At 71.4% G+C, this 20,981-nt stretch carries 23 protein-coding genes; 13 read left to right on the forward strand and 10 right to left on the reverse strand.

What is annotated here, in order from left to right; translation table 11 throughout:
* Positions 1-163: 163 nt before the first annotated feature.
* A complete protein-coding gene (locus tag JOD48_RS10175; RefSeq protein WP_204808847.1) occupies positions 164-319 on the reverse strand; it encodes a hypothetical protein in 156 nt (51 codons plus the stop codon).
* A 186-nt stretch (positions 320-505) separates the two neighbouring features.
* Between JOD48_RS10175 and JOD48_RS10180 the strand changes: the two genes are divergently transcribed.
* The 5 genes from JOD48_RS10180 (at position 506) to JOD48_RS10200 (ending at position 4,727) form a co-directional block, all read left to right on the forward strand.
* On the forward strand, positions 506-859 hold the full coding sequence (locus tag JOD48_RS10180) for a helix-turn-helix domain-containing protein (RefSeq protein ID WP_204808849.1): 354 nt from the start codon (positions 506-508) through the stop codon (positions 857-859).
* On the forward strand, positions 859-1,434 hold the full coding sequence (locus tag JOD48_RS10185) for an ImmA/IrrE family metallo-endopeptidase (RefSeq protein WP_204808851.1): 576 nt from the start codon (positions 859-861) through the stop codon (positions 1,432-1,434). Before JOD48_RS10180 ends, JOD48_RS10185 begins: the two co-directional genes overlap by 1 nt.
* Before the next feature lie 1,375 nt (positions 1,435-2,809).
* Complete coding sequence (locus tag JOD48_RS10190; protein ID WP_204808853.1) at positions 2,810-3,163, forward strand: hypothetical protein; 354 nt, start codon at positions 2,810-2,812, stop codon at positions 3,161-3,163.
* Positions 3,164-3,464: 301 nt separating this feature from the next.
* Complete coding sequence (locus JOD48_RS10195) at positions 3,465-3,905, forward strand: hypothetical protein (protein ID WP_204808855.1); 441 nt, start codon at positions 3,465-3,467, stop codon at positions 3,903-3,905.
* A 126-nt stretch (positions 3,906-4,031) separates the two neighbouring features.
* On the forward strand, positions 4,032-4,727 hold the full coding sequence (locus JOD48_RS10200) for a DUF6308 family protein (RefSeq protein ID WP_204808857.1): 696 nt from the start codon (positions 4,032-4,034) through the stop codon (positions 4,725-4,727).
* A 14-nt stretch (positions 4,728-4,741) separates the two neighbouring features.
* Here JOD48_RS10200 and JOD48_RS10205 read toward each other — a convergent pair whose 3' ends face one another.
* Positions 4,742-5,230 (reverse strand): hypothetical protein, encoded by a 489-nt coding sequence (locus tag JOD48_RS10205; protein WP_204808859.1) that lies wholly within the window; start codon positions 5,228-5,230, stop codon positions 4,742-4,744.
* Positions 5,231-5,299: 69 nt separating this feature from the next.
* Positions 5,300-5,677, reverse strand: a complete 378-nt coding sequence (locus JOD48_RS10210) for an ArsR/SmtB family transcription factor (RefSeq protein WP_204808861.1) — start codon at positions 5,675-5,677, stop codon at positions 5,300-5,302.
* Positions 5,678-5,752: 75 nt separating this feature from the next.
* Here JOD48_RS10210 and JOD48_RS10215 point away from each other — a divergent pair, with 75 nt between their 5' ends.
* Positions 5,753-7,177, forward strand: coding sequence for an FAD-dependent oxidoreductase (locus JOD48_RS10215; RefSeq protein WP_204808863.1), 1,425 nt, complete (start codon positions 5,753-5,755; stop codon positions 7,175-7,177).
* 24 nt (positions 7,178-7,201) lie between these two features.
* Here the strand turns inward: JOD48_RS10215 and JOD48_RS10220 are convergent, their stop codons facing one another.
* From JOD48_RS10220 to JOD48_RS10230, 3 genes are all read right to left on the reverse strand, one after another.
* Positions 7,202-7,483 (reverse strand): DUF2510 domain-containing protein, encoded by a 282-nt coding sequence (locus JOD48_RS10220; RefSeq protein ID WP_191790365.1) that lies wholly within the window; start codon positions 7,481-7,483, stop codon positions 7,202-7,204.
* Between the two features lie 34 nt (positions 7,484-7,517).
* Positions 7,518-7,931, reverse strand: a complete 414-nt coding sequence (locus JOD48_RS10225) for a hypothetical protein (protein ID WP_204808865.1) — start codon at positions 7,929-7,931, stop codon at positions 7,518-7,520.
* Between the two features lie 171 nt (positions 7,932-8,102).
* The gene (locus JOD48_RS10230) at positions 8,103-9,053 is read right to left on the reverse strand and encodes an alpha/beta fold hydrolase (RefSeq protein ID WP_204808867.1); all 951 of its coding nucleotides are present in this window, start codon (positions 9,051-9,053) and stop codon (positions 8,103-8,105) included.
* A gap of 169 nt (positions 9,054-9,222) precedes the next feature.
* Between JOD48_RS10230 and JOD48_RS10235 the strand changes: the two genes are divergently transcribed.
* Together JOD48_RS10235 and JOD48_RS10240 are read left to right on the forward strand one after the other, a co-directional pair.
* The gene (locus JOD48_RS10235; RefSeq protein WP_204808869.1) at positions 9,223-10,401 is read left to right on the forward strand and encodes a sensor histidine kinase; all 1,179 of its coding nucleotides are present in this window, start codon (positions 9,223-9,225) and stop codon (positions 10,399-10,401) included.
* Positions 10,398-11,066 (forward strand): response regulator, encoded by a 669-nt coding sequence (locus JOD48_RS10240; protein ID WP_204808871.1) that lies wholly within the window; start codon positions 10,398-10,400, stop codon positions 11,064-11,066. The genes JOD48_RS10235 and JOD48_RS10240 overlap by 4 nt, the downstream gene beginning before the upstream one ends.
* A gap of 30 nt (positions 11,067-11,096) precedes the next feature.
* Here JOD48_RS10240 and JOD48_RS10245 read toward each other — a convergent pair whose 3' ends face one another.
* Positions 11,097-11,699: a histidine phosphatase family protein gene (locus JOD48_RS10245; protein ID WP_204808873.1), complete on the reverse strand. Its 603-nt coding sequence runs from the start codon at positions 11,697-11,699 to the stop codon at positions 11,097-11,099.
* Positions 11,696-12,928: a PEP/pyruvate-binding domain-containing protein gene (locus tag JOD48_RS10250; protein ID WP_204808875.1), complete on the reverse strand. Its 1,233-nt coding sequence runs from the start codon at positions 12,926-12,928 to the stop codon at positions 11,696-11,698. The genes JOD48_RS10245 and JOD48_RS10250 overlap by 4 nt, the downstream gene beginning before the upstream one ends.
* A gap of 57 nt (positions 12,929-12,985) precedes the next feature.
* On the opposite strand from JOD48_RS10250, the gene JOD48_RS10255 reads away from it, so the two are divergent.
* The 5 genes from JOD48_RS10255 (at position 12,986) to JOD48_RS10275 (ending at position 16,034) form a co-directional block, all read left to right on the forward strand.
* A complete protein-coding gene (locus JOD48_RS10255) occupies positions 12,986-13,435 on the forward strand; it encodes a DNA-binding protein (protein ID WP_239527380.1) in 450 nt (149 codons plus the stop codon).
* On the forward strand, positions 13,432-14,067 hold the full coding sequence (locus tag JOD48_RS10260) for a transcriptional regulator (RefSeq protein ID WP_204808877.1): 636 nt from the start codon (positions 13,432-13,434) through the stop codon (positions 14,065-14,067). Before JOD48_RS10255 ends, JOD48_RS10260 begins: the two co-directional genes overlap by 4 nt.
* Positions 14,068-14,132: 65 nt before the next feature.
* Complete coding sequence (locus JOD48_RS10265) at positions 14,133-14,585, forward strand: hypothetical protein (RefSeq protein ID WP_191790372.1); 453 nt, start codon at positions 14,133-14,135, stop codon at positions 14,583-14,585.
* 81 nt (positions 14,586-14,666) lie between these two features.
* The gene (locus JOD48_RS10270) at positions 14,667-15,353 is read left to right on the forward strand and encodes a DUF6766 family protein (RefSeq protein ID WP_204808879.1); all 687 of its coding nucleotides are present in this window, start codon (positions 14,667-14,669) and stop codon (positions 15,351-15,353) included.
* Positions 15,354-15,455: 102 nt separating this feature from the next.
* Positions 15,456-16,034: a Dps family protein gene (locus tag JOD48_RS10275; RefSeq protein WP_191790374.1), complete on the forward strand. Its 579-nt coding sequence runs from the start codon at positions 15,456-15,458 to the stop codon at positions 16,032-16,034.
* Between the two features lie 76 nt (positions 16,035-16,110).
* On the opposite strand, the gene helR is transcribed toward JOD48_RS10275, so the two are convergent.
* Both helR and JOD48_RS10285 read right to left on the reverse strand, forming a co-directional pair.
* On the reverse strand, positions 16,111-18,309 hold the full coding sequence (gene helR / locus JOD48_RS10280) for an RNA polymerase recycling motor ATPase HelR (RefSeq protein ID WP_204808881.1): 2,199 nt from the start codon (positions 18,307-18,309) through the stop codon (positions 16,111-16,113).
* 179 nt (positions 18,310-18,488) lie between these two features.
* Positions 18,489-20,876: an ATP-binding cassette domain-containing protein gene (locus tag JOD48_RS10285; RefSeq protein WP_204808883.1), complete on the reverse strand. Its 2,388-nt coding sequence runs from the start codon at positions 20,874-20,876 to the stop codon at positions 18,489-18,491.
* Positions 20,877-20,981: the final 105 nt, after the last annotated feature.

Consider the following 20,981-nt stretch of genomic DNA (forward strand, 5'->3'; position numbering starts at 1 on the left):
CTGCCGCATCGGATGAGGCCAGGGCTGTAGCCGCCGATCAGGAACTTGGTGCGGCAGTAGGGGCAGGTAACGGTGTAGCCGTGCGGGTTGTGCTTCATGTCGTGCTCCGATGTTCGTGTGGGGCGGGCGGGCTGGTGGTGCGGTCGCACCACCAGCCCGTGGATCACTTCTCGTTGCGTACGCCCTTGTGCTGATTCGGGCTGCCGTTGATGATGCGACCCGTCGCCGTGTCGCGCTTGAACCAGGTGCTGCCACGCTTGAACTCGCTGCGGCCCTTGACGGCACCGGTGCGGTGTCCCTTGCCAGTGTTCTTCGCCATCTGTGTCACCTCCTCTCTCTGCGCTGTGTCGACCGTGCGGGCGAGCCGCGTGGTCCTGGGCAACTGCTGAAATCGTGTAGGGTCACACCGGTTGCGCAGGTGCAACCGTGTGCCTACTGTCGAATCAACGATAGAGCGACGATTCGACATGCGCAACTAGTTGCATAGATCAAAGAGGGGTTCATCGTGACAGAGCGTGGTTCGTTCGACGGGGTGGCGTTCTTCGCCGCGCTCGACGGCGTGCGAGAGGCTCGTGCGCTCAACTGGAAACAGGTTGCCCAGGGGGCAGGGGTGAGCCCTTCAACGCTGACGCGCCTGGCGCAGGGGAAGCGCCCTGACGTCGACAGCCTTGCGGCGCTCGTCGACTGGGCCGGTCTGAGCGCAGACGACTTCGTCGTGCGTGTCCACGGTGAGACTCGAGACGAGCCGCTAGCGATGATCTCGACATACTTGAGGGCGGACAAGTCGTTGTCCCCACGAGTCGCTGAAGCTCTCGAGGACGTACTTCAAGCAACGTACAAGGTGCTCAAGGACACGTAATGGCCCTACCGCGCGGATTCACCACACTCGCCGAGGCCGAGGCGGAGCGGATCCGCCAGGAGCTCGGCATCAGCCCCTACGTCAGGATCGACGCCCACGCCCTCGCGGAGTCACTCGCGATTCCGGTGATCGCTCTACGAGACCTGCGACTGCGCATCGGCGGCGACTCTCGGCTGGAGGCCAGCATCGACCTGCTACTAGGAGCTGGGGGTGCTGAGTTCTCGGCCGCGACAGTGTTCTTCCAGAGCAGACGAGTGATCGTGCACAACGACTCGCACAGCCCCGGCCGGCAGGTCTCAAACCTCTGCCACGAGGTCGCCCACGGCCTACTGCTGCACACGCCTAGGCCTGCCCTCGACGGTCGTGGATGTCGCGACTGGGATGACCAGATCGAGGACGAAGCGGACTACCTAGCCAGCACCATCATCATCCCTGGCAAGGCTGCCCGAGGGGCCGTAGGTCGAGGGTTGAGTGAGGAACAGATCGCCGAACAATTCGGCTGCAGCATCCAGATGGCCCGTCGGCGAGTGAATCAGTCCGGCGCGAGGCGACTTCGTGCGCGACGTAGCGCCTGACCTGTTTCGCGCCCGGTAGTTCTCGTCGAGGTGTCGGCGGCCCGGGGCTGGTTCCTGTGGTTGCCTGCGTTCACGCTTTCACACCGGATCACACGACGAGCAGGCGATGTGACATTGTGCTCTCTTCTGTCATAAGGGAGGTTCTCGGCCTGGCTCATGCGCCGGGCTGTGTGAACCAGGGGAAGGCCCCCTCTCACGGGCCTCAAAGGCGAGTCGCGCGTGAGGCCCAGGCTCCATGGACCCGGGCGTGCGGCTCCACCGGCTCGGGCCCGTGTGAACCGGCCTCACCTCGAGACGCGACCTGCCACAGGACCAGGCGTCCCCATGGACAGGTCCGCGCGGCAGTGCTGGCCTGACCACGAGCCGAGAGCAGACCTATTGTCGTCGCCCTGTTCAAGCGAGCTGGCCGCATATTCTTGGGACTTCTGAATGCGGCGAATTGTGTCGGGATTGGTCCGCGGGGCGTGTGCATTTGAGGCGTCCACATAGCGGGTTGTCTGTGGCCCACGGTAGTCTGTCCCATAAGGCGTCCCGGCCCCTGGCGCATAGCGGCACAACGTGCTACTGGGTGGCGCGGGGCAGTGGAGCTAAGAGACGAGTCGCAGGAGGAAAGCCCAGCGATTCCGCGGAAAATGAATCGTTCGAAAGGCATTCAAGGGGTCGCAGGTTCAAATCCTGTCAGCCCGACAGAAGCGAGAGGCTCGGAATCGTTGAGATTCCGGGCCTCTCGTCGTATCCGGACGTGCCCAAGATACTCACAGAGGTACACGCATAGCCCGGGTGGAAGCCATCACTCCGCGTGGGCGACACGGGCCCGCAGTTCGAGCGCCAGCCCGGCCGGGCCGCGACCGCGTCCTCGATGGTCTGGGCGATCTGTGCCAGGGCTTCCTCATTGAGGACGGGCTTGAGCTCGATGTGGAGCGGTGCCGATCTTCGCCATGGCGTTCGTCTCCGGTGGTGGTGCTGCTCCTCTGCTGGGAGTTGAACCCGGGATTCTGGTTTTGGAGACTGACGCGTGACCGTCGCCAGAGGATCGTCACATGGCGAAGGCCTCGAACTTGTGGTTCGGGGCCTTTCGACACGACGTGTGCACTTATCAGAAATTCACTGGACAACGACGCGTTGTCAACGGCTCAACACACACGCGGGTTCACCCGTTCGGCTACCGATGAGCGCAGGTCCCGTAGGGGACCATGTGCGTGTGCCAACTGAAATTTCTGTCGCGCTCATCGCTCTCGTAGGGGCAACTGGGGCCACGATCGTCACTGCGGCGAGCCAGCTCACCCGCGCTGCTCGTCTTCGTCGTCGGATCGAGAGGCACATCGCGCTCGCTCAGTCCTTCCCGCCGGAGTCGGTTCCTGCACGGTCCTTGACGATGACGGCCCGCATCTCCGCCGTCGAGTTGTCCGCCAGAACATGTGTCGTTCTGGCGCCGATCGTGATCTTCATCAGCTTCTCGCTAGGTGCGCTGATGCTTGGCCTTGGGCTCGCTCTGTTGCTGGCTGCGACCGCGAACGTGCCCCCAGGAGGAGCGGTGACGGCGGGGCTGTTCATCGCCCTGTTCGTGGCCGCCTTTGCCACTTTCTACCCTTTGGTTCCTTTATCAGCGCAGCGAGCCAAGATGGAGCGCAAGCTGCTCACGGACCCGTCGTTCCTCAGGAACGCGATGACGGGCGACGCTCGTGTTGTGATCGGACTCGACCGCAACCTCATCATCGAGCACAAGTAGCGTCACCCGGTTCTCCGGGTGCGGGTGGCCTGCGCCAGGACCATGGCGTCGGCGAGGCGGTACAGGCCGTCGGCGACGTCTTCGAACCGGCCGCGCTGGACCCCGGCAGTCTGACATGTGCCGGTCGCGGCTCGTTCGGCAGGTTCGTGTCGTGTCCAGCCCGCCCGGGACGATGTGCCGTGGCGTGCACCGCCCCACCGCGTGCGAGCGGCATCGGACGGAATGTGTACCCTCAGGGGCACACGGTCACGACGGGGGTGCGTTCATGCGAGGACAGCGGGCGGTTGGAGCATCGGCTCTGGTGTTCGTGGCAACGATGATGGCGGGCTGCAGCGGTGCTCTCACCGCCCAGCCCGACCCCACGACAGAAGTGCGCCAGGCGGATGCACCCGAGGGCGACGTGGCGCAGGACGCCGCCGCGTGCGCGGCCGTCTCCGACGTCATGTCGATCGTGGAGAACGCGGACATCGCCCTGAGCGAGGGCCGCGTGGCCGTCCAGGAGCAGCAGGGCTGGTACGAGGTCGCGACACGTGTCCTGTACCGCATCCCCTCGAGCGGCGACAGCGCCGTCAGCCAAGGGGTCGCCGACCTGCAGGAGGCTGTCCCCGCGGTCGAGTCCTGGGCGAGGACCGAACCCACCGTCATCAGGTCGGATGCCTGGCGGGATGCCCTTGACGCTCTCTTCGAGCCATGCCAGGCGGTCGATTCCGAGCTGACCATCTCCATGTTCACCGGCGGCTGAGGACTGCGAAAGACTGCCCCGCATCCCGAGGGGCTGGCGAGCATCTTTCCGGCTGCTCCTGGGGCTGCCACGGGCACCGGCGCCACGTCGTCCGGTGAGGTGATCGGATGCCACTCTGGTGACGGCATGCTCCGACCCGTGCCCTCCGGCTGGCCCGATGTCCCCGACGGTCTGCTCGACGACGCCCGCCGCACCGCGCTCGACGCTCTGCGTGCGGTCCGCTTCGAGCGGTACTACGACGTGGCGGGCAGCTATGCGGGGGCGACCTTCGCGTCCATCGACCCGAACGACCCGATGGACGTCACCGCCGCAGACCTGCATGCGCTGACGATGCTCTCGGTCCAGGTCGGGCCCGCCGCGACGCGGCGCGTCCTGGACGAAGGCCCGCTGCGTGACGGTCTGCTCGCCGCACTGTCCGCCGCGTCGCCCACCACGGATCTGGTGGACGCGACTGTGTCCGACCTCGACGCGGCCTGGGCACTGACGAACACGGCCCGTATCGCGCTGGCAGCACCGACGACGAAGGGAACGTCCGACCCGTGGGTGACCGCGGCGAAGCTGGCTGCACGCAAGCGACCGCGACTGCTGCCGGTGCGCGACACGAAGGTCCGCCGTCTGCTCGGGCTGGAGCTCGCCCGGGACGGGCGGCTGGAGATCCAGGTCATCCGCTCGCTCGTCGCGGATCCAGCCGTGATCGACGCGATCGAGGAGGCATTGACGCGGGCGCGCGCTGCTGCCGAGGCAGGTGGGCGCACGTGCGTCTTCGACACGAGCGAGCTGCGGCTGCTCGATGTCGCCTTGTGGATGCGCTCGATGCGCTGAGTCGGGGTCGGCGGTCAGGGGATGATGAGCGGTTCGCTGGTCGCCACCACCGCGTCGCCCGTGCCGTCCTCGGTGCTCACCTGCGGCCCGGTCAAGTTCTCGCCGTGCTCGCCGATGATCGCCGTGACCTGCTCGGGCTGGTTGCGCGCGATCGGCATGGTGACGCGCACCGCGTAGGCGCCGGCCGGAAGGGCCTCGCCCTTCGCCGAGAAGGGGCCGAACGTGGCGGTGCCGTCCTGCAGCACGGCCCGGTCCTGCGCTGTGAAGACATCCTCGGCCGACACCGACCCATCCAGCTCCGTTCCGTCCGGCAGGTTCGACTGCGCGGTCACCGTCACCGAGCCGTCGTCGTCGACGACCACGTCCGTGGTGAGCTCGACCTCGATCGTGGCGGAGGCCGACGACGGGGAAGTCTCGGAGGGCTCGGGGTCAGGGCCGCCCCCGGAGCAGGCGCTGACCATGAGGACGGTGAGCGCTCCGACGGCCGCGAGGGTTCTCTTCATTACCCGAGGCTACGGCTGTGCACGCGACCTGGTGTGACCGCGAGCGAGCCTGCCCGACGTCGAGCAGGCTCAGCGTGTCGTCTCGGTCAAGGTGTCGGCGAGCGCGGTGAGGGCGCCGGGGACGAGCGAGTAGTACGCCCAGCGTCCGCGTTGCTCACGGGAGAGGAGGCCGGCGTCGACGAGGATCTTGAGGTGGTGGCTGACGGTCGGCTGGGAGAGGCCGACGGGTTCGGTGAGGTCGCACACGCAGGCTTCGCCGCCGTCGTGGGAGGCGACGATCGAGAGCAGCTGGACCCGGGTGGGGTCGGCCAGGGCCTTGAAGGTGCGCGCGAGGTCGCGCGCGGTCTGGGGGTCGGCGGCCTGGCGGACCAGCGGTGCGCAGCAGGCGGCCCCAGCCGTGCCGGCTGGAGCGAGGGGCCGGTCCGTCGTCGTGGTCACGGGCCCCATCTTGCCACGTATCGAAGTTTATGGATACGTTGTCGACGTGGCGTTCATTGATGGTTGTCGATGCGAGGAGTGGTGATGAGCGAGGTCGTGCGTGCGGATCTTCCGGTCGTGGTGATCGGTGGGGGACCGGTGGGGCTGGCCGCGGCCGCCCACCTGCTGGAGCGGGGGCTGGAGCCGGTCGTGCTCGAGGCGGGCGACGGGCCGGGCGCGGCGGTGGCGTCGTGGGGTCACGTGCGGTTGTTCTCGCCGTGGCGCTACGACGTCGACGACGCCGCGCGACGCCTGCTCGAGCCCACCGGATGGATGGCCCCTGATCTGGACCGGCTGCCCACGGGCGGCGAGCTCGTGGACCAGTACCTGGTGCCGCTGGCCGCGACCGAGCAGATCGCGTCGCGGTTGCGGACCAGGACGCGGGTGCTGGCAGTGGCGCGCGACGGCGCGGACAGGACCCGGTCCCTGAGCCGGGAGCGACGCGCGTACCGGGTGCGGACCGTGAGGGCGGACGGGCAGGTCGAGGACGTGCTGGCCCGCGCGGTGATCGACGCGTCCGGGACGTTCACGACGTCCAACCCGCTGGGGACCAGCGGTCTGCCCGCTCTCGGTGAGGCGCAGGCGCAGGCGTTCGTCACGGGCCCGTTGCCCGACGTCCTGGGTGCGGCCCGTGAGCGGTTCGCAGGCAAGCACACGCTCGTCGTCGGGATGGGGCACTCGGCAGCGAACACGCTGCTGTCCCTGGTCGAGCTCGCGGAGTCCGCGCCGGGCACCACGGTGACCTGGGCGATCCGCGGCGGATCGGCGCGGCGCCTGTTCGGCGGCGGGACCGACGACGAGCTGCCCGCGCGCGGGCTGCTGGGCACCCGCCTGCAGGCCGCCGTGGAGGCGGGCCGGTTGACGTTGGTGAGGTGGACCTCGATCGAGGAGCTCGTCCCCGGCCAGGCCACGGTGCGGGTCCTGGGCCGTTCGCGCGAGGAGGTGCTGGACCTGCAGGTCCACGCGATCGTGAACGCGACCGGGTTCCGCCCGGACCTGGACATGCTGCGTGAGGTGCGCCTGGACCTGGACCCGGTGGTCGAGTCCCCGCGCCGCCTGGCCGAGCTCATCGACCCCAACTTCCACTCGTGCGGCACGGTGCCCCCGCACGGGGAGAAGCTGCTCCAGCACCCCGACGACGGGTTCTACCTGGCCGGGATGAAGTCCTACGGACGGGCCCCGACGTTCCTGCTGGCCACCGGGTACGAGCAGGTCCGCTCGATCGCCGCCGCCCTCGCGGGCGACCGGGCCGCGGCGGACCTGGTCCAGCTGAACCTGCCCGCCACCGGTGTGTGCTCGACCGATCTGGCGCTGGAGGCCGAGGACGAGACCGGCGGCTCGTGCTGCGGGACGACGCCCGCCGAGCCCCAGCTGGTCACCCTCGGGGCGCCGACCGGTTCCGGGTTCGCGACCGGAGTGGTGCACGGTCGCTCCGGGGACGAGCCGGCGCCGTCGAGCACCTGCGGCTGACCCCAAGCACCCCTCGGGCGGCCCCTAGGTGCAGTAGTGCGGGGCCTCGCCGCACACGACCCCTTGGACGATGTCGGCGAAGCCTGCGAACACGGCGACGACGACCACGACCACGACCACCATCGCCACCAGGAGCACGATCGCGCCGACGACGATCAGCGCGATCGTGCCCCCGCCCATCGTCCGTGGACGCGCGGGGGGTGGGACCGCACCAGGCTGCCAGTGCTCGGTCCAACGGATTCCGTCGAACCAGCGCACCCGCCGCTGGTCCTGAGGGTCGGGATACCAACCCGGCTGGTACGTCATGCGTCTCCTCCTCGCCGCCACGTCATGGAGCTGCTCACGATCGTTCGTCGGTCGCGGGGTCGTCGCCTCGCCGTCGGGCTCGACGCCTGTCCATGATCGCCGAGACCGTGACGGCCACGAAGACCACGAGGGTCCACAGGGCGAGCATCTGGGCCTCGCCGACCGTGTCGGGCGCCTTGCCCGAGCCCGGCGAGACCACGACCGCCGGGACGACGAGACCGAACACGACGACGCAGGCGAAGAACGCCACGACGCACGCGCGTCCGAGGAACTCCGCCACGCGGTACAGGCGCTCCCGGTGCGGCGAGGACAGCGTCAGGGCGACCGATCCGGTCGTCCCGACGAGGCAGAGTCCGAGGAGGAAGAGCACCGCGAAGTTCCCCGCCAGGATCTCGTCCCCGCCCCGCCAGACGACGAGAGCTCCGAGGCCCACGCAGACCGTGGTCATCAGCAGGCCTGCCCGGCGCGTCTGCGCCACGGGGGCGAGCGGTCGGCGACCGTCCGCACGTCCGCGTCTCGTTCCCCGTCGGGGCGATCGTCCGTTCACCCGCACACGGTACCGCCCGCTCCGGGAACATCCCGCGCCGTCGCGCCGCCGCCCAGCAGTCAAGCCCAACCCTCAGCCCGTCGTCAGCGCGCGAGCAGCCTCCCACTCCCGGAACCCGGCCGCGATCTGCGGAGCGTGCGTGTGGTGGAGGTAGTGGGCGCCGGGCACGGGCACCACGGTGCCGTCCTCGACGCTCGCGGCCTGCTCCTCGTGCAGCGCCAGCCACTCCGGGTTGGTCGCGTTGTCGGCCTCGACGAACAGCAGCAGCGGCAGGTCCGCCGGGAACGTCGTGCCGAGCGCGCGCTCGAAGTTCGCGGCGATGTGCGACATCTCGTCGAGGTAGGTGGGGCGCAGGGAGTTCCGGTGGGCGAGCATCGTCATCTGCTCGCGCGCGTGGTCGGAGTACACGGATCCGTCGAGCCCGTCGCCGCCGACCGCGGTGAGGACACGGGCCAGGCCGAGGTTCTTGGCCGCGGCCAGGAGGCGCGTGGGGAACTTCGTGTCCATGTTCGGCTGGCCGGGGACGCTCGTGTCGATCCCGACGAACGCCGTCACCTCGTCGGGGTAGCGCGCGGCGTACTCGATGCCGTAGATCCCGGCGATCGAGTGCCCCATGAGGACGTAGCGGTCGACGTCGAGTGCCTGGAGCGCCTCGTGGACCTCGGCCACGACGTTCTCCGTGGTCCGCTCGACGTCGGTGCCGTCGCTCAGGCCGTAGCCGAAGGGTTCGACGACGAGGACCCGGTGGTCCTGGGCGAGGTCCGTGACGAGCGGCTGGAAGTCGAGGACGGGCGACGCGGTCCCGAAGCCCGGCAGCAGGACCACGTCCACGGGGCCGCTCCCGGTGACCAGGACGTTCATCTGCCGCCCGTCGACCGTCACGGTCTGTCCGTAGGTCTCGATCCGGTCGCGCTCCTGGCTGGTCGCGACCGCGTTCACGACACTCGTCGTGCCCAGGCCGAGCATCAGCACGGCCCCGACGGCCGCCACGGCCACGAGGGCTCTCTTCGCAGGCTTCTTCACGCGTTCCTCTCCACGGAGCACCCGGTGCGCTCCGCCGTCGGTCCAGCATCGTGGCCCGGCCGACCGCGCGCGTCAGCCCGGTGCGGACACCTGCGTACCGCGATCGCGGTACGCGCACGTCACCTTCTGGGGCGATCCGCCGCCGCGGGCGGGCCGGGATACTGGGGGAGTGACGTCCCCCCGTGCTGCCGCAGCAGCGGTTCCCCTCAGCGACGTCGTCGCGATCGCCGTCGTCGCCCTCTTCGGCGTCCTGCCGTTCCCCGACGAGCTGTTCCGGACGCGGGGGCTGCTCGTCGTCGTCGCGCTCCTGCCCGTCGTGGTGATCCCTTGGCGGCGTCGTCGACCGCTCGTCGCCCTCGGGGTGAGCCTCGCGTGCACGGTCGTCGTGGCGCTCGCGGGCACGCTCTCCCCGAGCGCGCTCGTCGCGGTCGTGATCACCGCGTTCGCGGTCACGGACCGGACGCGCCGCACGGTCGGCATCGCGTGCGTGGGCTCAGCCGCCCTCGTCGTCTTCCTCGTGGCCGCCGTCCCGCTCGACGGCGAGCTCTTCGACTCGCGGGCGATGCAGTTCGTGACGTTCGTCGTCCTGGCCGGAGCCCTGGGCGACGCGACCAGGTCGCGTCGCGAGGCGCTCGCGGCCGCCACGGAGCGCGCCGAACGCGCCGAGCAGGACCGCGACGAGGAGGCCCGACGGCGCGTGGTCGAGGAACGCGTGCGCATCGCCCGCGACCTGCACGACGTCGTCGCGCACCAGATCTCGGTGATCAGCCTCAGTGCGGGCGTGGCGTCGTCGTCGCTCGAGACCCGGCCCGACCGTGCGCGCGAGGCGCTCACGACCATCCGCAGCGCCTCGCGCACGGTTCTCGCGGACATCGGCGGGCTCATGGCCCTCCTGCGCGCGGAGGCAGACCACGAAGGGCACGACCTCCACCCGCAGGCCGGGCTCGACCAGCTCGATGCGCTGGTCGCACGGTTCGTCGACGTGGGCCTGCGGGTCGAGCTGCGGCGAGACCCGGGCGGCAGCGTCCTGACCCCGGCGAGCGACCACGTCGCCTACCTCGCCCTGCAGGAGGGGCTCACGAACGCCCACAAGCACGGCGTGGGCGACCGGGCCGTCGTGGAGGTCCGTCGCCGCGAGGGCGTGCTCGCCCTGACCGTCACGAGCCCCCTGCGCGCGGGCGACGCGGAGGCGCCCGCCAGCGGGCACGGGCTGCGCGGGCTGCGGGAGCGGGTCGCGTCGGTGCGGGGACGGGTCGAGACCTCGCGCGCGGACGGCGAGTTCCGGCTCGACATCGAGCTGCCCGCCGAACGGACCGCGGTCGCCGCAGCGAGCGGGCCCCAACGATGATCACCGTGCTCGTCGTCGACGACCAGCCGCTGGTGCGTCAGGCCGTGCGGGACATCCTCACTGACAGCGGCGGGATCCAGGTCGTCGGCGAGGCGTCGAACGGGCGCGAGGCGGTGCGCGAGGCCGCGGCGTCGGCCCCCGACGTCGTCCTGATGGACATCCGGATGCCCGAGCTCGACGGGATCGCGGCCACCGAGCAGATCTGCGCCGGCCCCACGGGGAGCACGACGCGGGTGCTCGTCCTGACGACCTTCGAGGAGGACGAGTACGTCGTCGCAGCCCTGCGGGCGGGCGCGAGCGGGTTCATCGGGAAGGGCGCCGAGCCCGAGGACATCATGCGCGCGGTGCACACGATCCACCTGGGGGAGGCGCTGCTGTCGTCGGCCGCGACGCAGGCGCTCGTCCAGCGCTTCGTGCACCGGCAGACGCCGCGAGCGCACGCGTGGGAGGGCGAGGGGCTCGCCCGCCTCACCGAGCGCGAACGCGAGGTGTTCCTGCTCGTCGCCCGCGGCCTGACGAACCAGGAGATCGCGACCGAGCTCGTGATCTCGACCCACACCGCCAAGACGCACGTCAACCGCATCATGGCGAAGGTCCACGCGCGCGACCGCGCGCACCTGGTGATCCTCGCCTACGAGTCGGGCCTCGTCACCGCGAGGTCCTGAGCAACGGTCGGTGGTCAGCCCTGAGAGTCCTCACGGCCGCAGCCCGCCCGGGAACCCCGTCCAGCGCAGCTCGTCCGGCAGGTGGCTCAGGTCGTTGAACATCACGAGCCCCGGCGGCAGCCCCGGGCGGAGGTCGATCACCGTGAGCGCCGTGTTCGCGCTGTTCAGGCCGAGCCAGCGCTCGGGCGGTGCGCCGAGCGCGTGGCGCACGAGCCAGGCGATCGGGTAGTCGTGCGTGATCAGGACCTCGTGGACATCGACGGTGCCCGGGTCCGGCGGTGCCGCGAAGCGCGCGACCAGCGCGTCGGCGGTCCGGCTGCCCGCGGCCGCCTCGACCTCGTCCCAGCCGTCGAAGAACCCCGCCCAGGACGCCGGCGTCTCGGAGCGCGCGGGCACGTACGGCACGTGGTCGACGAGCTCGGCCGCCTCCGCGACCCGCGCGCCCGGCAGGTGTCGCGCGACGACGGCGGCGCTCGCGGACGCCCGGGGGAGCGGCGAGTGCCAGACGGCGGTCACCGGCACGTGCGCGAGGCGCTCGCCCAGCAGGTCCGACTGGCGGCGCCCCACGTCGGTCAGCTCACCGAAGGCATCTGCCGCCCCGTGGCGGGCGAGGTAGAGGTGCCGGGCGCTCATCGGAGCCCTCCCGGTGCGGTCGTGACCGTCCCGGCCTCGCCGTCGACGGTCACGACGCTGCCGTCGACGATGGTCCCGGTGGCCCCCGCGACTCCCAGGACGGCGGGGATGCGGCGCTCGCGGGCCACGATCGCCGCATGCGACAGCACGCCTCCCGTCTCCGTGACGACCCCCGCAGCGATGCGCAGCAGGGGAGTCCAGGCGGGGTCGGTGAAGGGGCACACGAGGACGTCGCCGGCGCGTACGCGCGGAAAGTCGGCCGGGCCGCGGACGACCCGGGCCGGTCCCGTCGCGACGCCGGAGCTTCCTGCGGTCCCGCGGAGCAGGTTTGCGGCGCCGAGCCGGGGTGCGTCTCCCGAGACGTTGGCAGGAGAAGCCGGGAGCGGAGCCGTGACCGGCCGGGCCTGCACGATCCAGAGCGTGCCGTCGACGAGCGCCCACTCGACGTCCTGCGGTCCACCGAGGAGGTCCGCCGCATGCCACCCCAGCCGGGCGAGCCGGGTGGCGGTCGCGTCGTCGAGAGTGGGTCGCCGACGGTCGTCCGGGGGCACGTCGCGCGCCACGAGACGGGTGCCGTCCCGGTCGAGACGCGTCCGCTTGTCGGCGACGACGCACGTGGACACGCGAACGGCCCCGCGACCCAGGGTCTCGTGCGCCACGACGCGATAGGTGTCGGGCGTGACCGTGCCGCCCGCGACCGAGGGGCCCAGCCCCCACGAGGCCTCGATCACGGTCGTCGCGCCCGGGTCCTCGGACGCGAACATCACCCCGGAGACCTCGGCGTCGACCAGGCGTTGGACGAGCACGGCCATGGCGCGCTCGTCGGGCGTCGCGCCGTCCTCGCCGCCTGTCTCGCCCCGTGCGTCGAGCCCCGCCCGGTAGTCGACCGCCCGGGGCGAGTGCAGCGAGGCCCAGCAGGCGCGGACGGCGTGCGCGACGTCGTCGGGATCCTGGACCGCGAGCACGCTCTCGTGCTGCCCTGCCGCCGAGGCCCGGGCCGTGTCCTCGCCCGTGGCCGAGGACCGGACCGCGACGGGGGGCGAACCGAGCGCCCGCAGGGCGGGGGCGAGGGCGTCGCGCAGCACGTCGTCGGGGACCGCCGCCCGGTAGGCGTCGAACGGCACCACGAAGCCGTCGGGGACGGGCAGTCCTGCCCGCAGCAGCGCGCCGAGCGCCGTGGCCTTGCCGCCGCACGTCTCGCGCGCGGCCTCCTCCAGTGGGACGAGCACCCGAACCGCCTTCAATAGATCGTTGACAACATTTCGTTGATTGTGCAGGATCGTCGCATGCCACGCAACGACGACACCGCCAACGCGGTGCAAGCCCCTCCCGCCGCGCGGGCAGCGCACACCACCGGGGCCGACCGCACCACCCGGGCCGACCACGCCCAGGCGCGCCGCGAGCACGACGCCCGCACCCACCTGCTCGCCCAGGGCGCGGACGGGCTCGAGCCCCGGCCGTGGCAGCCCGCGTCCGTGCCGCCGTCGGCCGTGGACCTCGCACGGTTCGCGCTCTGGCGGTCCACCGTCCTGCCGCCCGAGCACCTCCTCGACGCCCTCGCGCTGCTGCCCGCCGCGCGCGCCGAGGTCGACGGCCTCGAGAGCGGCCTGCTGTTCACGGCACGCAGCGCAGGCCTGACCTGGGCCCAGATCGCCGACGCGATGGGCTTCAACTCCCCGCAGGCGTGCCAGCAGCACTTCCACCGGCTCACGGCACGGCAGGAGGGCCGCGCGTGACCCAGGACTCCCCGGTCGACCTGCTCGTCCTGCACGCGGTCCGCGTCTGCGGGTTCGCCGACACCGCGACGCTCGCCCGCCGCTTCGACCTCGACCCGGCCGAGACCGACGAGCTGCTCGGCGACTTCGAGGCGTACGGATGGGTGCAACGGTCCGCGTTCGCGGACCTGAGCGGCTGGGCGCTGACCGAGGCGGGACGGAGCGAGGACGAGCGCCGGCTCACGGCCGAGCTTGCCGCCACGAGCCGGGCCGACGACGTCCGCCACGCCCACCGCGAGTTCCTGCCGCTCAACGCGCGCCTCCAGCGGGCGTGCACCGACTGGCAGCTGCGGCCCGTGCCGGGAGCGCGACTGGCCCCCAACGACCACGCCGACCCCGCCTGGGACGCTGCGGTGCTGGACGAGCTCACCGCGCTCGACGACGCCCTCGCCCCGCTCGCGCGGCGGCTCGGCGACGTCTTGGTCCGGTTCGGCGGGTACGACGAGCGCTTCTCCACGGCCCTGCGCCGGGCACGCGCGGGGGAGGGCGGCTGGGTCGACGGCACCGACGTCGACTCGTGCCACCGCGTGTGGTTCGAGCTGCACGAGGACCTCGTCGCGACGCTCGGGATCGACCGCGCGACGACGGAGTGAGGGCCTAGCGGAGCATCGTCGCCGTTCGCCGGGCGGAGGGTCGCTCGGGCCGCTACCGTCCGGGTATGTCCGTCCTGTGGGGTGAGGGTCGAGGGCGCGTCGCCCTCGCGGGAGCGACGATGGGCCTCGTGCTCGCCGGGTGCGGCCCGGTCCCGGGCGCCGACGACGCCGTCGCGGTCACCCAGGAGTTCTTCGCGGCGCTGAGCGCCCACGACCCGTCGACGGCGTGCGGTCTGCTCGCCCCCGCGACGCGCGAGTCGTTCGAGCAGGATGCGGCGTCGTCGTGCGACCAGGCGCTGATCGACGGCGAGGCGGGCCTCGTGCTGGGCCCCGTGGCCCGGCGCGTCGAGGAGGCGCCGGGCGACTCGTCCGTCACCGTGGCCGGTCGTCAGGCGCAGGTCCTCCTGGGCGGCGAGGTCACGTTCCTCGCGGTGTCGGGGGACTCGTGGCGCGTCACGGCGGCAGGGTGCGTCCCGCGTCCCGACCGCCCCTACGACTGCCTCCTGGACGGGGGCTGACGTGCGCGGCGTCTTCTTCGGGCTCCTGGGCGGGGTCCTCCTCGCTCTCGCGTGGTTCCTCACGGTCGGGCTGCTCGCGCGATGAGCGCGCGCGTGCCGGCGGCGTTGCGGGACAACGGGCTCACGCTCGTGTTCGTCACGATCTTCGTGCTCGCCCTCGCGGGGCAGGCCGTGTTCGGGGTCGCGCTCTACAACCAGGAGCAGGCCTCGGCGGGCCTCGACCCGATCACGCTCGGGCAGTACTTGACGACCTCGGCGTTCGCGGTGGACGTGACCGAGAACTGGCAGTCGGAGTTCCTCCAGTTCCTGCTCTACGTCCTCGCGACCGTGTGGTTCGTGCAGAAGGGCTCCCCGGAGTCCAAGCCCCTTGGCCAGGCCGGGCGGGAGTCCGACGAGGCGCAGCACGTCGCCGAGTTCTCGACGCCGCAGTCCCCGCCGTGGGCGCGGGTCCGCGGTTGGCGGCTCGCGCTCTACTCCCGTTCGCTGAGCCTGGTCATGGGGTCGATCTTCGCGCTGAGCTGGCTCGCACAGTCGATCGCGGGCTCGGTGACGTACAACGAGTCCGCGATGCGTGACCTCGAGGACCCCGTCACCTGGGGCCAGTACCTGACCCTGCCCGACTTCTGGGGCCGGACGCTGCAGAACTGGCAGTCCGAGTTCCTCGCGGTGGCGTGCATGGTCGCCTTCTCGATCTACCTGCGCGAGCGCGGGTCGCCCGAGTCCAAGCCCGTCGGGACCTCCCACACGGCCACCGGTGTCGAGGGATGAGCGTGACGGCGATCACGACGCCTCGACCTGCGAGCGCACGGCACCCGGGCCACGATGGGAGGAGCGCAAGGCGCTGATGGACCGAGCACCGAGGAGGAATACATGGCTGTCCGCAAGGAGATGCCCGAGTACACCGTCCCGTCGCTGACCCTGAAGGACGGGGGGAAGATCGCCGCGATCCTGCAGAAGCGTCTGCACGCGCTCAACGACCTGGCGCTGACCCTCAAGCACATCCACTGGAACGTCGTGGGACCGCACTTCATCGCCGTCCACGAGATGATCGACCCGCAGGTCGATGCCGTCCGTGCCATGGTCGACGCCACGGCCGAGCGCATCGCCACCCTCGGCGTCCCGCCGCGCGGCACGCCGGGCGCGATCGTCGCCGAGCGTACCTGGGAGGACTACAGCCTGGGCCGCGCGTCGACCATCGCCCACCTGGGTGCGCTCGACGAGGTCTACCAGGGAGTCATCGCCGACCACCGCAAGGCGGCCGCCGACACCGAGGAGCTCGACACCGTGACCAACGACCTCCTGGTCGGTCACCTGCACGAGCTCGAGCTCTTCCACTGGTTCGTCCGCGCGCACCTCGAGTCCTCCGGTGGCGAGCTCTCGACCTCGGGGGCGACGACCGAGACCGGCGCGGCCCGCAAGGCGGAGTCCGCAGCCAAGAAGGAAGCCTGACCCGAACGACACCGAGCCCCTCTCCCCGCACGGGGAGAGGGGCTCCGTGCTGTCTGCGCGGTGGGCGCTCGCGTGCTCAGGCCGACAGCGGCGCGTTCCCGGGGGTGAGGATCACGAGCTGCTGGGTCGCGCGGGTCATCGCGACGTAGCGGTCGACGGCGCCCGCGATGCCGTCGTCGCCCTCGCCGAACGACGCGGGGTCGACCAGGACCACGAGGTCGAACTCGAGCCCCTTCGCGAGCACCGGGGTCAGGGAGCGCACGCGCTCGGTCGCCCGGAACGCGGGGTCCCCGACCACGCACGCGACGCCCTGGTGCTCGGCGAGCCACCGGTCGAGGATCGCGTCCAGGTCCTCGGGAGCGCCGTGCAGGACGGGCGCATGGCCGCTGCGGACCGACGTGGGCACGTTGGCGTCCGGCAGCGCGGCCCGGATGACCGGCTCGGCCTCGGCCATGACCTCCTGCGGCGTCCGGTAGTTGATGGTCAACGACGCCACGTCGACCTGCGACAGGCCGACGCGTTCGAGCCGCTCGCGCCAGGACTCGGTGAACCCGTGCCGCGCCTGCGCGCGGTCCCCGACGACCGTGAAGCTGCGCGACGGGCACCGCAGCGCCAGCATCTGCCACTCGGCGTCCGTGAGCTCCTGCGCCTCGTCGACCACGACGTGCGCGAACGGTCCCGCGAGCCGGTCGGGTGTCACGTCCGGCCGGGAGGCGTCGTCGACCAGGGCGTCGCGCAGGTCCTGACCACGCAGCATCGACATGACCTGCAGCTCGGAGTCGTCGGTCGCGATGAGGTGGTCGACGACGTTGCTCATCTCCTCACGCTCCGCCGCGACCTGCGCTGCGTGCCGGCGACGGCGGCGCGACGCCTCGGGGTCACCGAGCCGCTGCCGTGCCGCGTCCAGGAGGGGCAGGTCCGAGACCGTCCAGGCCTGCGGCTCGTCGCGCTGCAACGACCGGACCTCGTCCGGCGTGAGCCAGGGCGCGCACATCCTCAGGTAGGCGGGCACGTCCCACAGGTCGCCGACGAGGTCGGACGGCTCCAGGAGCGGCCAGGCCGTGTTGAGGGTCTTCGCCAGGTCGCGGTGGGTCACCAGGGAGCGGCGCACGAGGTCGAGCGGCAGCCCGTCGTCGCCCTGCGCGTCGCCGAGCCTGTCCATCAGGATCTCGATCAACGCCTCCCAGACCACGTCGCGCGCCTCGTTGTGCGGCGTGCCGGGGTCAGGGGCGTCGAACGCCTCGGCCCAGTCGTCGGCGCCGAGCCGCAGGTCGAGCCACGGGGTCTCGACGGTCGTGCCCGTCCGGGGAGGACGCTCGTACAGCCGCACCGCGGGCTCGATCGCCGCGACCATGCGGGCGGACGCCTTGAGGCGGGCCACGGCCGGCTCTGCCTCGACCGTGGCCTTCGCGCCCTCGGGGACGAGGTCGCGCAGCGTGCACGTCTGCACGCCCTCTTCGCCCAGGCTCGGCAGGACGTCCTCGACGTAGTCGAGGTACGGCTGGTGCGGCCCGACGACGAGCACCCCGCCCCGGTGCCGTCCGACGTGCGGGTCGGCGTACAGCAGGTACGCCGCGCGGTGCAGGGCCACGACGGTCTTGCCCGTGCCCGGCCCGCCGTCGACCACGAGGGCGCCGTCCGAACCCGCACGGATGATGGCGTCCTGGTCGGCCTGGATGGTGCCCAGCACGTCGCGCATCCGCGGGGTCCGCTCGGCTCCCAGGCTCGCGATGAAGGCCGACTGGTCGTCGAGGGTCACGTGGGACGCGAGGCCCGCGGCCGTGCCGTCCGTCGTGAAGACCTCGTCCCAGTAGTCGCTGATGCGCCCCTGCGTCCAGCGGTACCGGCGGCGGCTCGCGAGCCCCAAGGGGTGCGCGCTCGTCGCGCTGAAGAACGGTGCGGCCGTGGGGGAGCGCCAGTCGACCAGCAGGCGACGACCCGCGCGGTCCGTGAGGCCCAGGCGCCCGACGTACACGGGCTCGGCGCCGTCCTCGGCGACCATGCGGCCCAGGCACAGGTCCACGCCGTAGCGGCGCAGCGTCCGTAGCCGCGAGGACAGGCGGTGGATCTCCTGGTCGCGCTCCAGGGCGAGCGTCCCGCTGCCGCCGGGCGACCTGCGGGCCGCGTCGAGGCGCGCGGACACGTCCCTGGTCGTCTCGTCGAGGCTGGCCGAGATGGCCGCGAAGTGCTGCTCGTCGCGGTCGACGAGGGCCGGGTCGGCCTTGGGGGAGAGGCGGGCAGGGAGGGCGAACACGCTCGTGCTCGAGGGGGTCATGGCTGTGGCTCGTTCCGTCGTTCTGGCCTCGGGCCGACCATCGTGCGCCCCGACGGGGGCCTTGCCGCAAGCCCCCCGGTGCGCTATAGATTGAGAGTGGCGGGAGGTTCGAGGACCTGCCCGCCACTCCTGTGCTCACCGTGTGCGCTCACCTGGAGCGCTCACCCGTCCCGCGGTCGTCAGCCGCCCACGTACGCCGCGAGGTGCTCGCCCGTGAGGGTCGAGCGGTCCGCGACGAGGTCCGCGGGGGTGCCCTCGAAGACGACGCGACCGCCGTCGTGACCGGCGCCCGGACCGAGGTCGATGATCCAGTCCGCGTGCGCCATGACGGCCTGGTGGTGCTCGATCACGATGACCGACCGGCCCGCCTCGACGAGCCGGTCGAGGAGGCCGAGGAGCTGTTCGACGTCGGCCAGGTGCAGGCCCGTGGTCGGCTCGTCGAGGACGTAGACGTCGCCCTTGGCGCCCATCTGCGTCGCGAGCTTGATGCGCTGGCGCTCACCGCCGGACAGCGTCGTGAGGGGCTGGCCCAGGCTCAGGTATCCGAGCCCGACGTCGACCAGCCGGCTCAGGATCGAGTGGGCCGCGGGGATGCGCCCGTCGCCGTCGGCGAAGAACGTCTCGGCGTCCGTCACGGACATCGCGAGCACCTCGGCGATGTTGCGCCCGCCGAGCGTGTACTCGAGCACGGCCGCCTGGAACCGCTTGCCGCCGCACTCCTCGCACGTGGTCTCGACCGTGGCCATGACGCCCAGGTCGGTGTAGATGACGCCCGCGCCGTTGCAGACCGGGCAGGCGCCCTCGGAGTTGGCGCTGAACAGCGCGGGCTTGACCCCGTTGGCCTTGGCGAACGCCTTGCGGATCGGGTCGAGGAGGCCCGTGTACGTGGCGGGGTTGCTGCGCCGCGAGCCGCGGATCGCGCTCTGGTCGATCACCACGACGCCCTCGCGCCCCGCGACGGACCCGTGGATGAGCGAGCTCTTGCCGGACCCGGCGACGCCCGTCACGACGCACAGCACGCCGAGCGGCACGTCGACGTCGACGTCGCGCAGGTTGTGCTCGCTCGCCCCCCGGATCTCGAGCTGCCCGCTCGGGGGGCGCACGGCCTCCTTGAGCGTCGCGCGGTCGTCGAGGTGGCGGCCCGTGGTGGTGTCGGAGGCTCGGAGGCCGTCGAGCGTGCCCTCGAAGACGATCTCGCCGCCCGCGGTGCCCGCGCCCGGGCCCAGGTCCACGACGTGGTCCGCGATCGCGATGGCCTCGGGCTTGTGCTCGACGACGAGGACCGTGTTGCCCTTGTCCCGGAGCTGGAGCAGCAGGGAGTTCATGCGCTCGATGTCGTGCGGGTGCAGGCCGATGGTCGGCTCGTCGAAGACGTACGTGACGTCGGTGAGCGAGGAGCCGAGGTGCCGGATCATCTTGGTGCGCTGGGCCTCGCCGCCGGACAGGGTCCCCGACGGTCGGTCGAGCGAGAGGTACCCCAGCCCGATCTCGGCGAACGAGTCGAGCAGGTGCTGCAGGCCCTTGAGCAGGGGCGCCAGGGACGGCTCGTCGAGGCCGCGCACCCACTCCGCGAGGTCGGTGATCTGCATCTGGCACGCGTCGGCGATGCTCGTGCCGGCGATCTTCGACGACCGCGCCTCGGGGCTCAGGCGGGTCCCGTGGCACTCGGGGCAGGTCTGGAACGTCACGGCCTTCTCGACGAACGCCCGGATGTGGGGCTGCATCGCGTCGACGTCCTTGGACAGGAAGGACTTCTGGATCTTGGGGATGAGGCCCTCGAACGTGACGTTGATGCCGTCGACCTTGATCTTGGTCGGTTCCTTGTAGAGCAGGTCGTGCAGCTCGCGCTTGGTGAACGTGCTGATCGGCTTGGTCGCGTCGAAGAACCCCGAGCCGCGGTAGATGCGCCCGTACCAACCGTCCATCGAGTAGCCGGGGATCATGAGCGCGCCCTCGTCGAGGGACTTGCTGTCGTCGTAGAGCGCGGTCAGGTCGAAGTCGTTGACGTTGCCCATGCCCTCGCAGCGCGGGCACATGCCGCCGAGCTGGTGGAACGTCGCCTTCTCGGCCTGCGTCTTGCCACCCCGCTCGATCGTGATCGCGCCGCTGCCGGACACCGAGGGCACGTTGAACGAGTACGCCTGGGGCGAGCCGATCTGCGGCTGCCCGAGGCGGCTGAACAGGATGCGCAGCATCGCGTTCGCGTCCGTGACGGTCCCGACCGTCGAGCGCGGGTTGGCCCCCATGCGCTCCTGGTCGACGATGATGGCCGTCGTGAGCCCCTCGAGGTGGTCGACCTCGGGCCGGGAGAGCGAGGGCATGAAGCCCTGCAGGAACGCGCTGTACGTCTCGTTGATCATGCGCTGCGACTCGGCCGCGATCGTGCCGAACACCAGGGAGCTCTTGCCCGAGCCCGAGACACCGGTGAAGACGGTGAGCCGGCGCTTGGGGATCTCGACGCTGACGTCCTTGAGGTTGTTCTCACGTGCGCCCTGCACGCGGATCATGTCGTGGCTGTCGGCAAGGGGCAGTGCGGACGACTCGTCCGTCCTCGTGGCCGTGCTCATGGGCTCTCCATCTGTCGGGTCGGCAGGCGCGCGAGAGCCTGCGGCCGGGCATGTCGTCTCTCGTCCGCCCCAGCCTAGGTCCAGGCACCGACGCGGCGAGGGGGC

Origin of the sequence: Oerskovia paurometabola (assembly GCF_016907365.1) — a bacterium.
Taxonomy (GTDB): Bacteria; Actinomycetota; Actinomycetes; order Actinomycetales; family Cellulomonadaceae; genus Oerskovia; species Oerskovia paurometabola.

Bases quoted from the DNA above. Each gene is read 5' to 3' on its own strand.
- JOD48_RS10245 (WP_204808873.1), bottom strand. From the start codon at position 11,699: ATGAGCGCCCGGCACCTCTACCTCGCCCGCCACGGGGCGGCAGATGCC.
- JOD48_RS10265 (WP_191790372.1), top strand. From the start codon at position 14,133: ATGTCCGTCCTGTGGGGTGAGGGTCGAGGGCGCGTCGCCCTCGCGGGA.
- helR (WP_204808881.1), bottom strand. From the start codon at position 18,309: ATGACCCCCTCGAGCACGAGCGTGTTCGCCCTCCCTGCCCGCCTCTCC.
- JOD48_RS10285 (WP_204808883.1), bottom strand. From the start codon at position 20,876: ATGAGCACGGCCACGAGGACGGACGAGTCGTCCGCACTGCCCCTTGCC.
- JOD48_RS10275 (WP_191790374.1), top strand. From the start codon at position 15,456: ATGGCTGTCCGCAAGGAGATGCCCGAGTACACCGTCCCGTCGCTGACC.
- JOD48_RS10220 (WP_191790365.1), bottom strand. From the start codon at position 7,483: ATGACGTACCAGCCGGGTTGGTATCCCGACCCTCAGGACCAGCGGCGG.
- JOD48_RS10200 (WP_204808857.1), top strand. From the start codon at position 4,032: ATGCTCCGACCCGTGCCCTCCGGCTGGCCCGATGTCCCCGACGGTCTG.
- JOD48_RS10190 (WP_204808853.1), top strand. From the start codon at position 2,810: ATGACGGCCCGCATCTCCGCCGTCGAGTTGTCCGCCAGAACATGTGTC.
- JOD48_RS10225 (WP_204808865.1), bottom strand. From the start codon at position 7,931: ATGACCACGGTCTGCGTGGGCCTCGGAGCTCTCGTCGTCTGGCGGGGC.
- JOD48_RS10270 (WP_204808879.1), top strand. From the start codon at position 14,667: ATGAGCGCGCGCGTGCCGGCGGCGTTGCGGGACAACGGGCTCACGCTC.
- JOD48_RS10240 (WP_204808871.1), top strand. From the start codon at position 10,398: ATGATCACCGTGCTCGTCGTCGACGACCAGCCGCTGGTGCGTCAGGCC.
- JOD48_RS10175 (WP_204808847.1), bottom strand. From the start codon at position 319: ATGGCGAAGAACACTGGCAAGGGACACCGCACCGGTGCCGTCAAGGGC.
- JOD48_RS10215 (WP_204808863.1), top strand. From the start codon at position 5,753: ATGAGCGAGGTCGTGCGTGCGGATCTTCCGGTCGTGGTGATCGGTGGG.
- JOD48_RS10255 (WP_239527380.1), top strand. From the start codon at position 12,986: ATGCCACGCAACGACGACACCGCCAACGCGGTGCAAGCCCCTCCCGCC.
- JOD48_RS10205 (WP_204808859.1), bottom strand. From the start codon at position 5,230: ATGAAGAGAACCCTCGCGGCCGTCGGAGCGCTCACCGTCCTCATGGTC.
- JOD48_RS10210 (WP_204808861.1), bottom strand. From the start codon at position 5,677: ATGGGGCCCGTGACCACGACGACGGACCGGCCCCTCGCTCCAGCCGGC.
- JOD48_RS10185 (WP_204808851.1), top strand. From the start codon at position 859: ATGGCCCTACCGCGCGGATTCACCACACTCGCCGAGGCCGAGGCGGAG.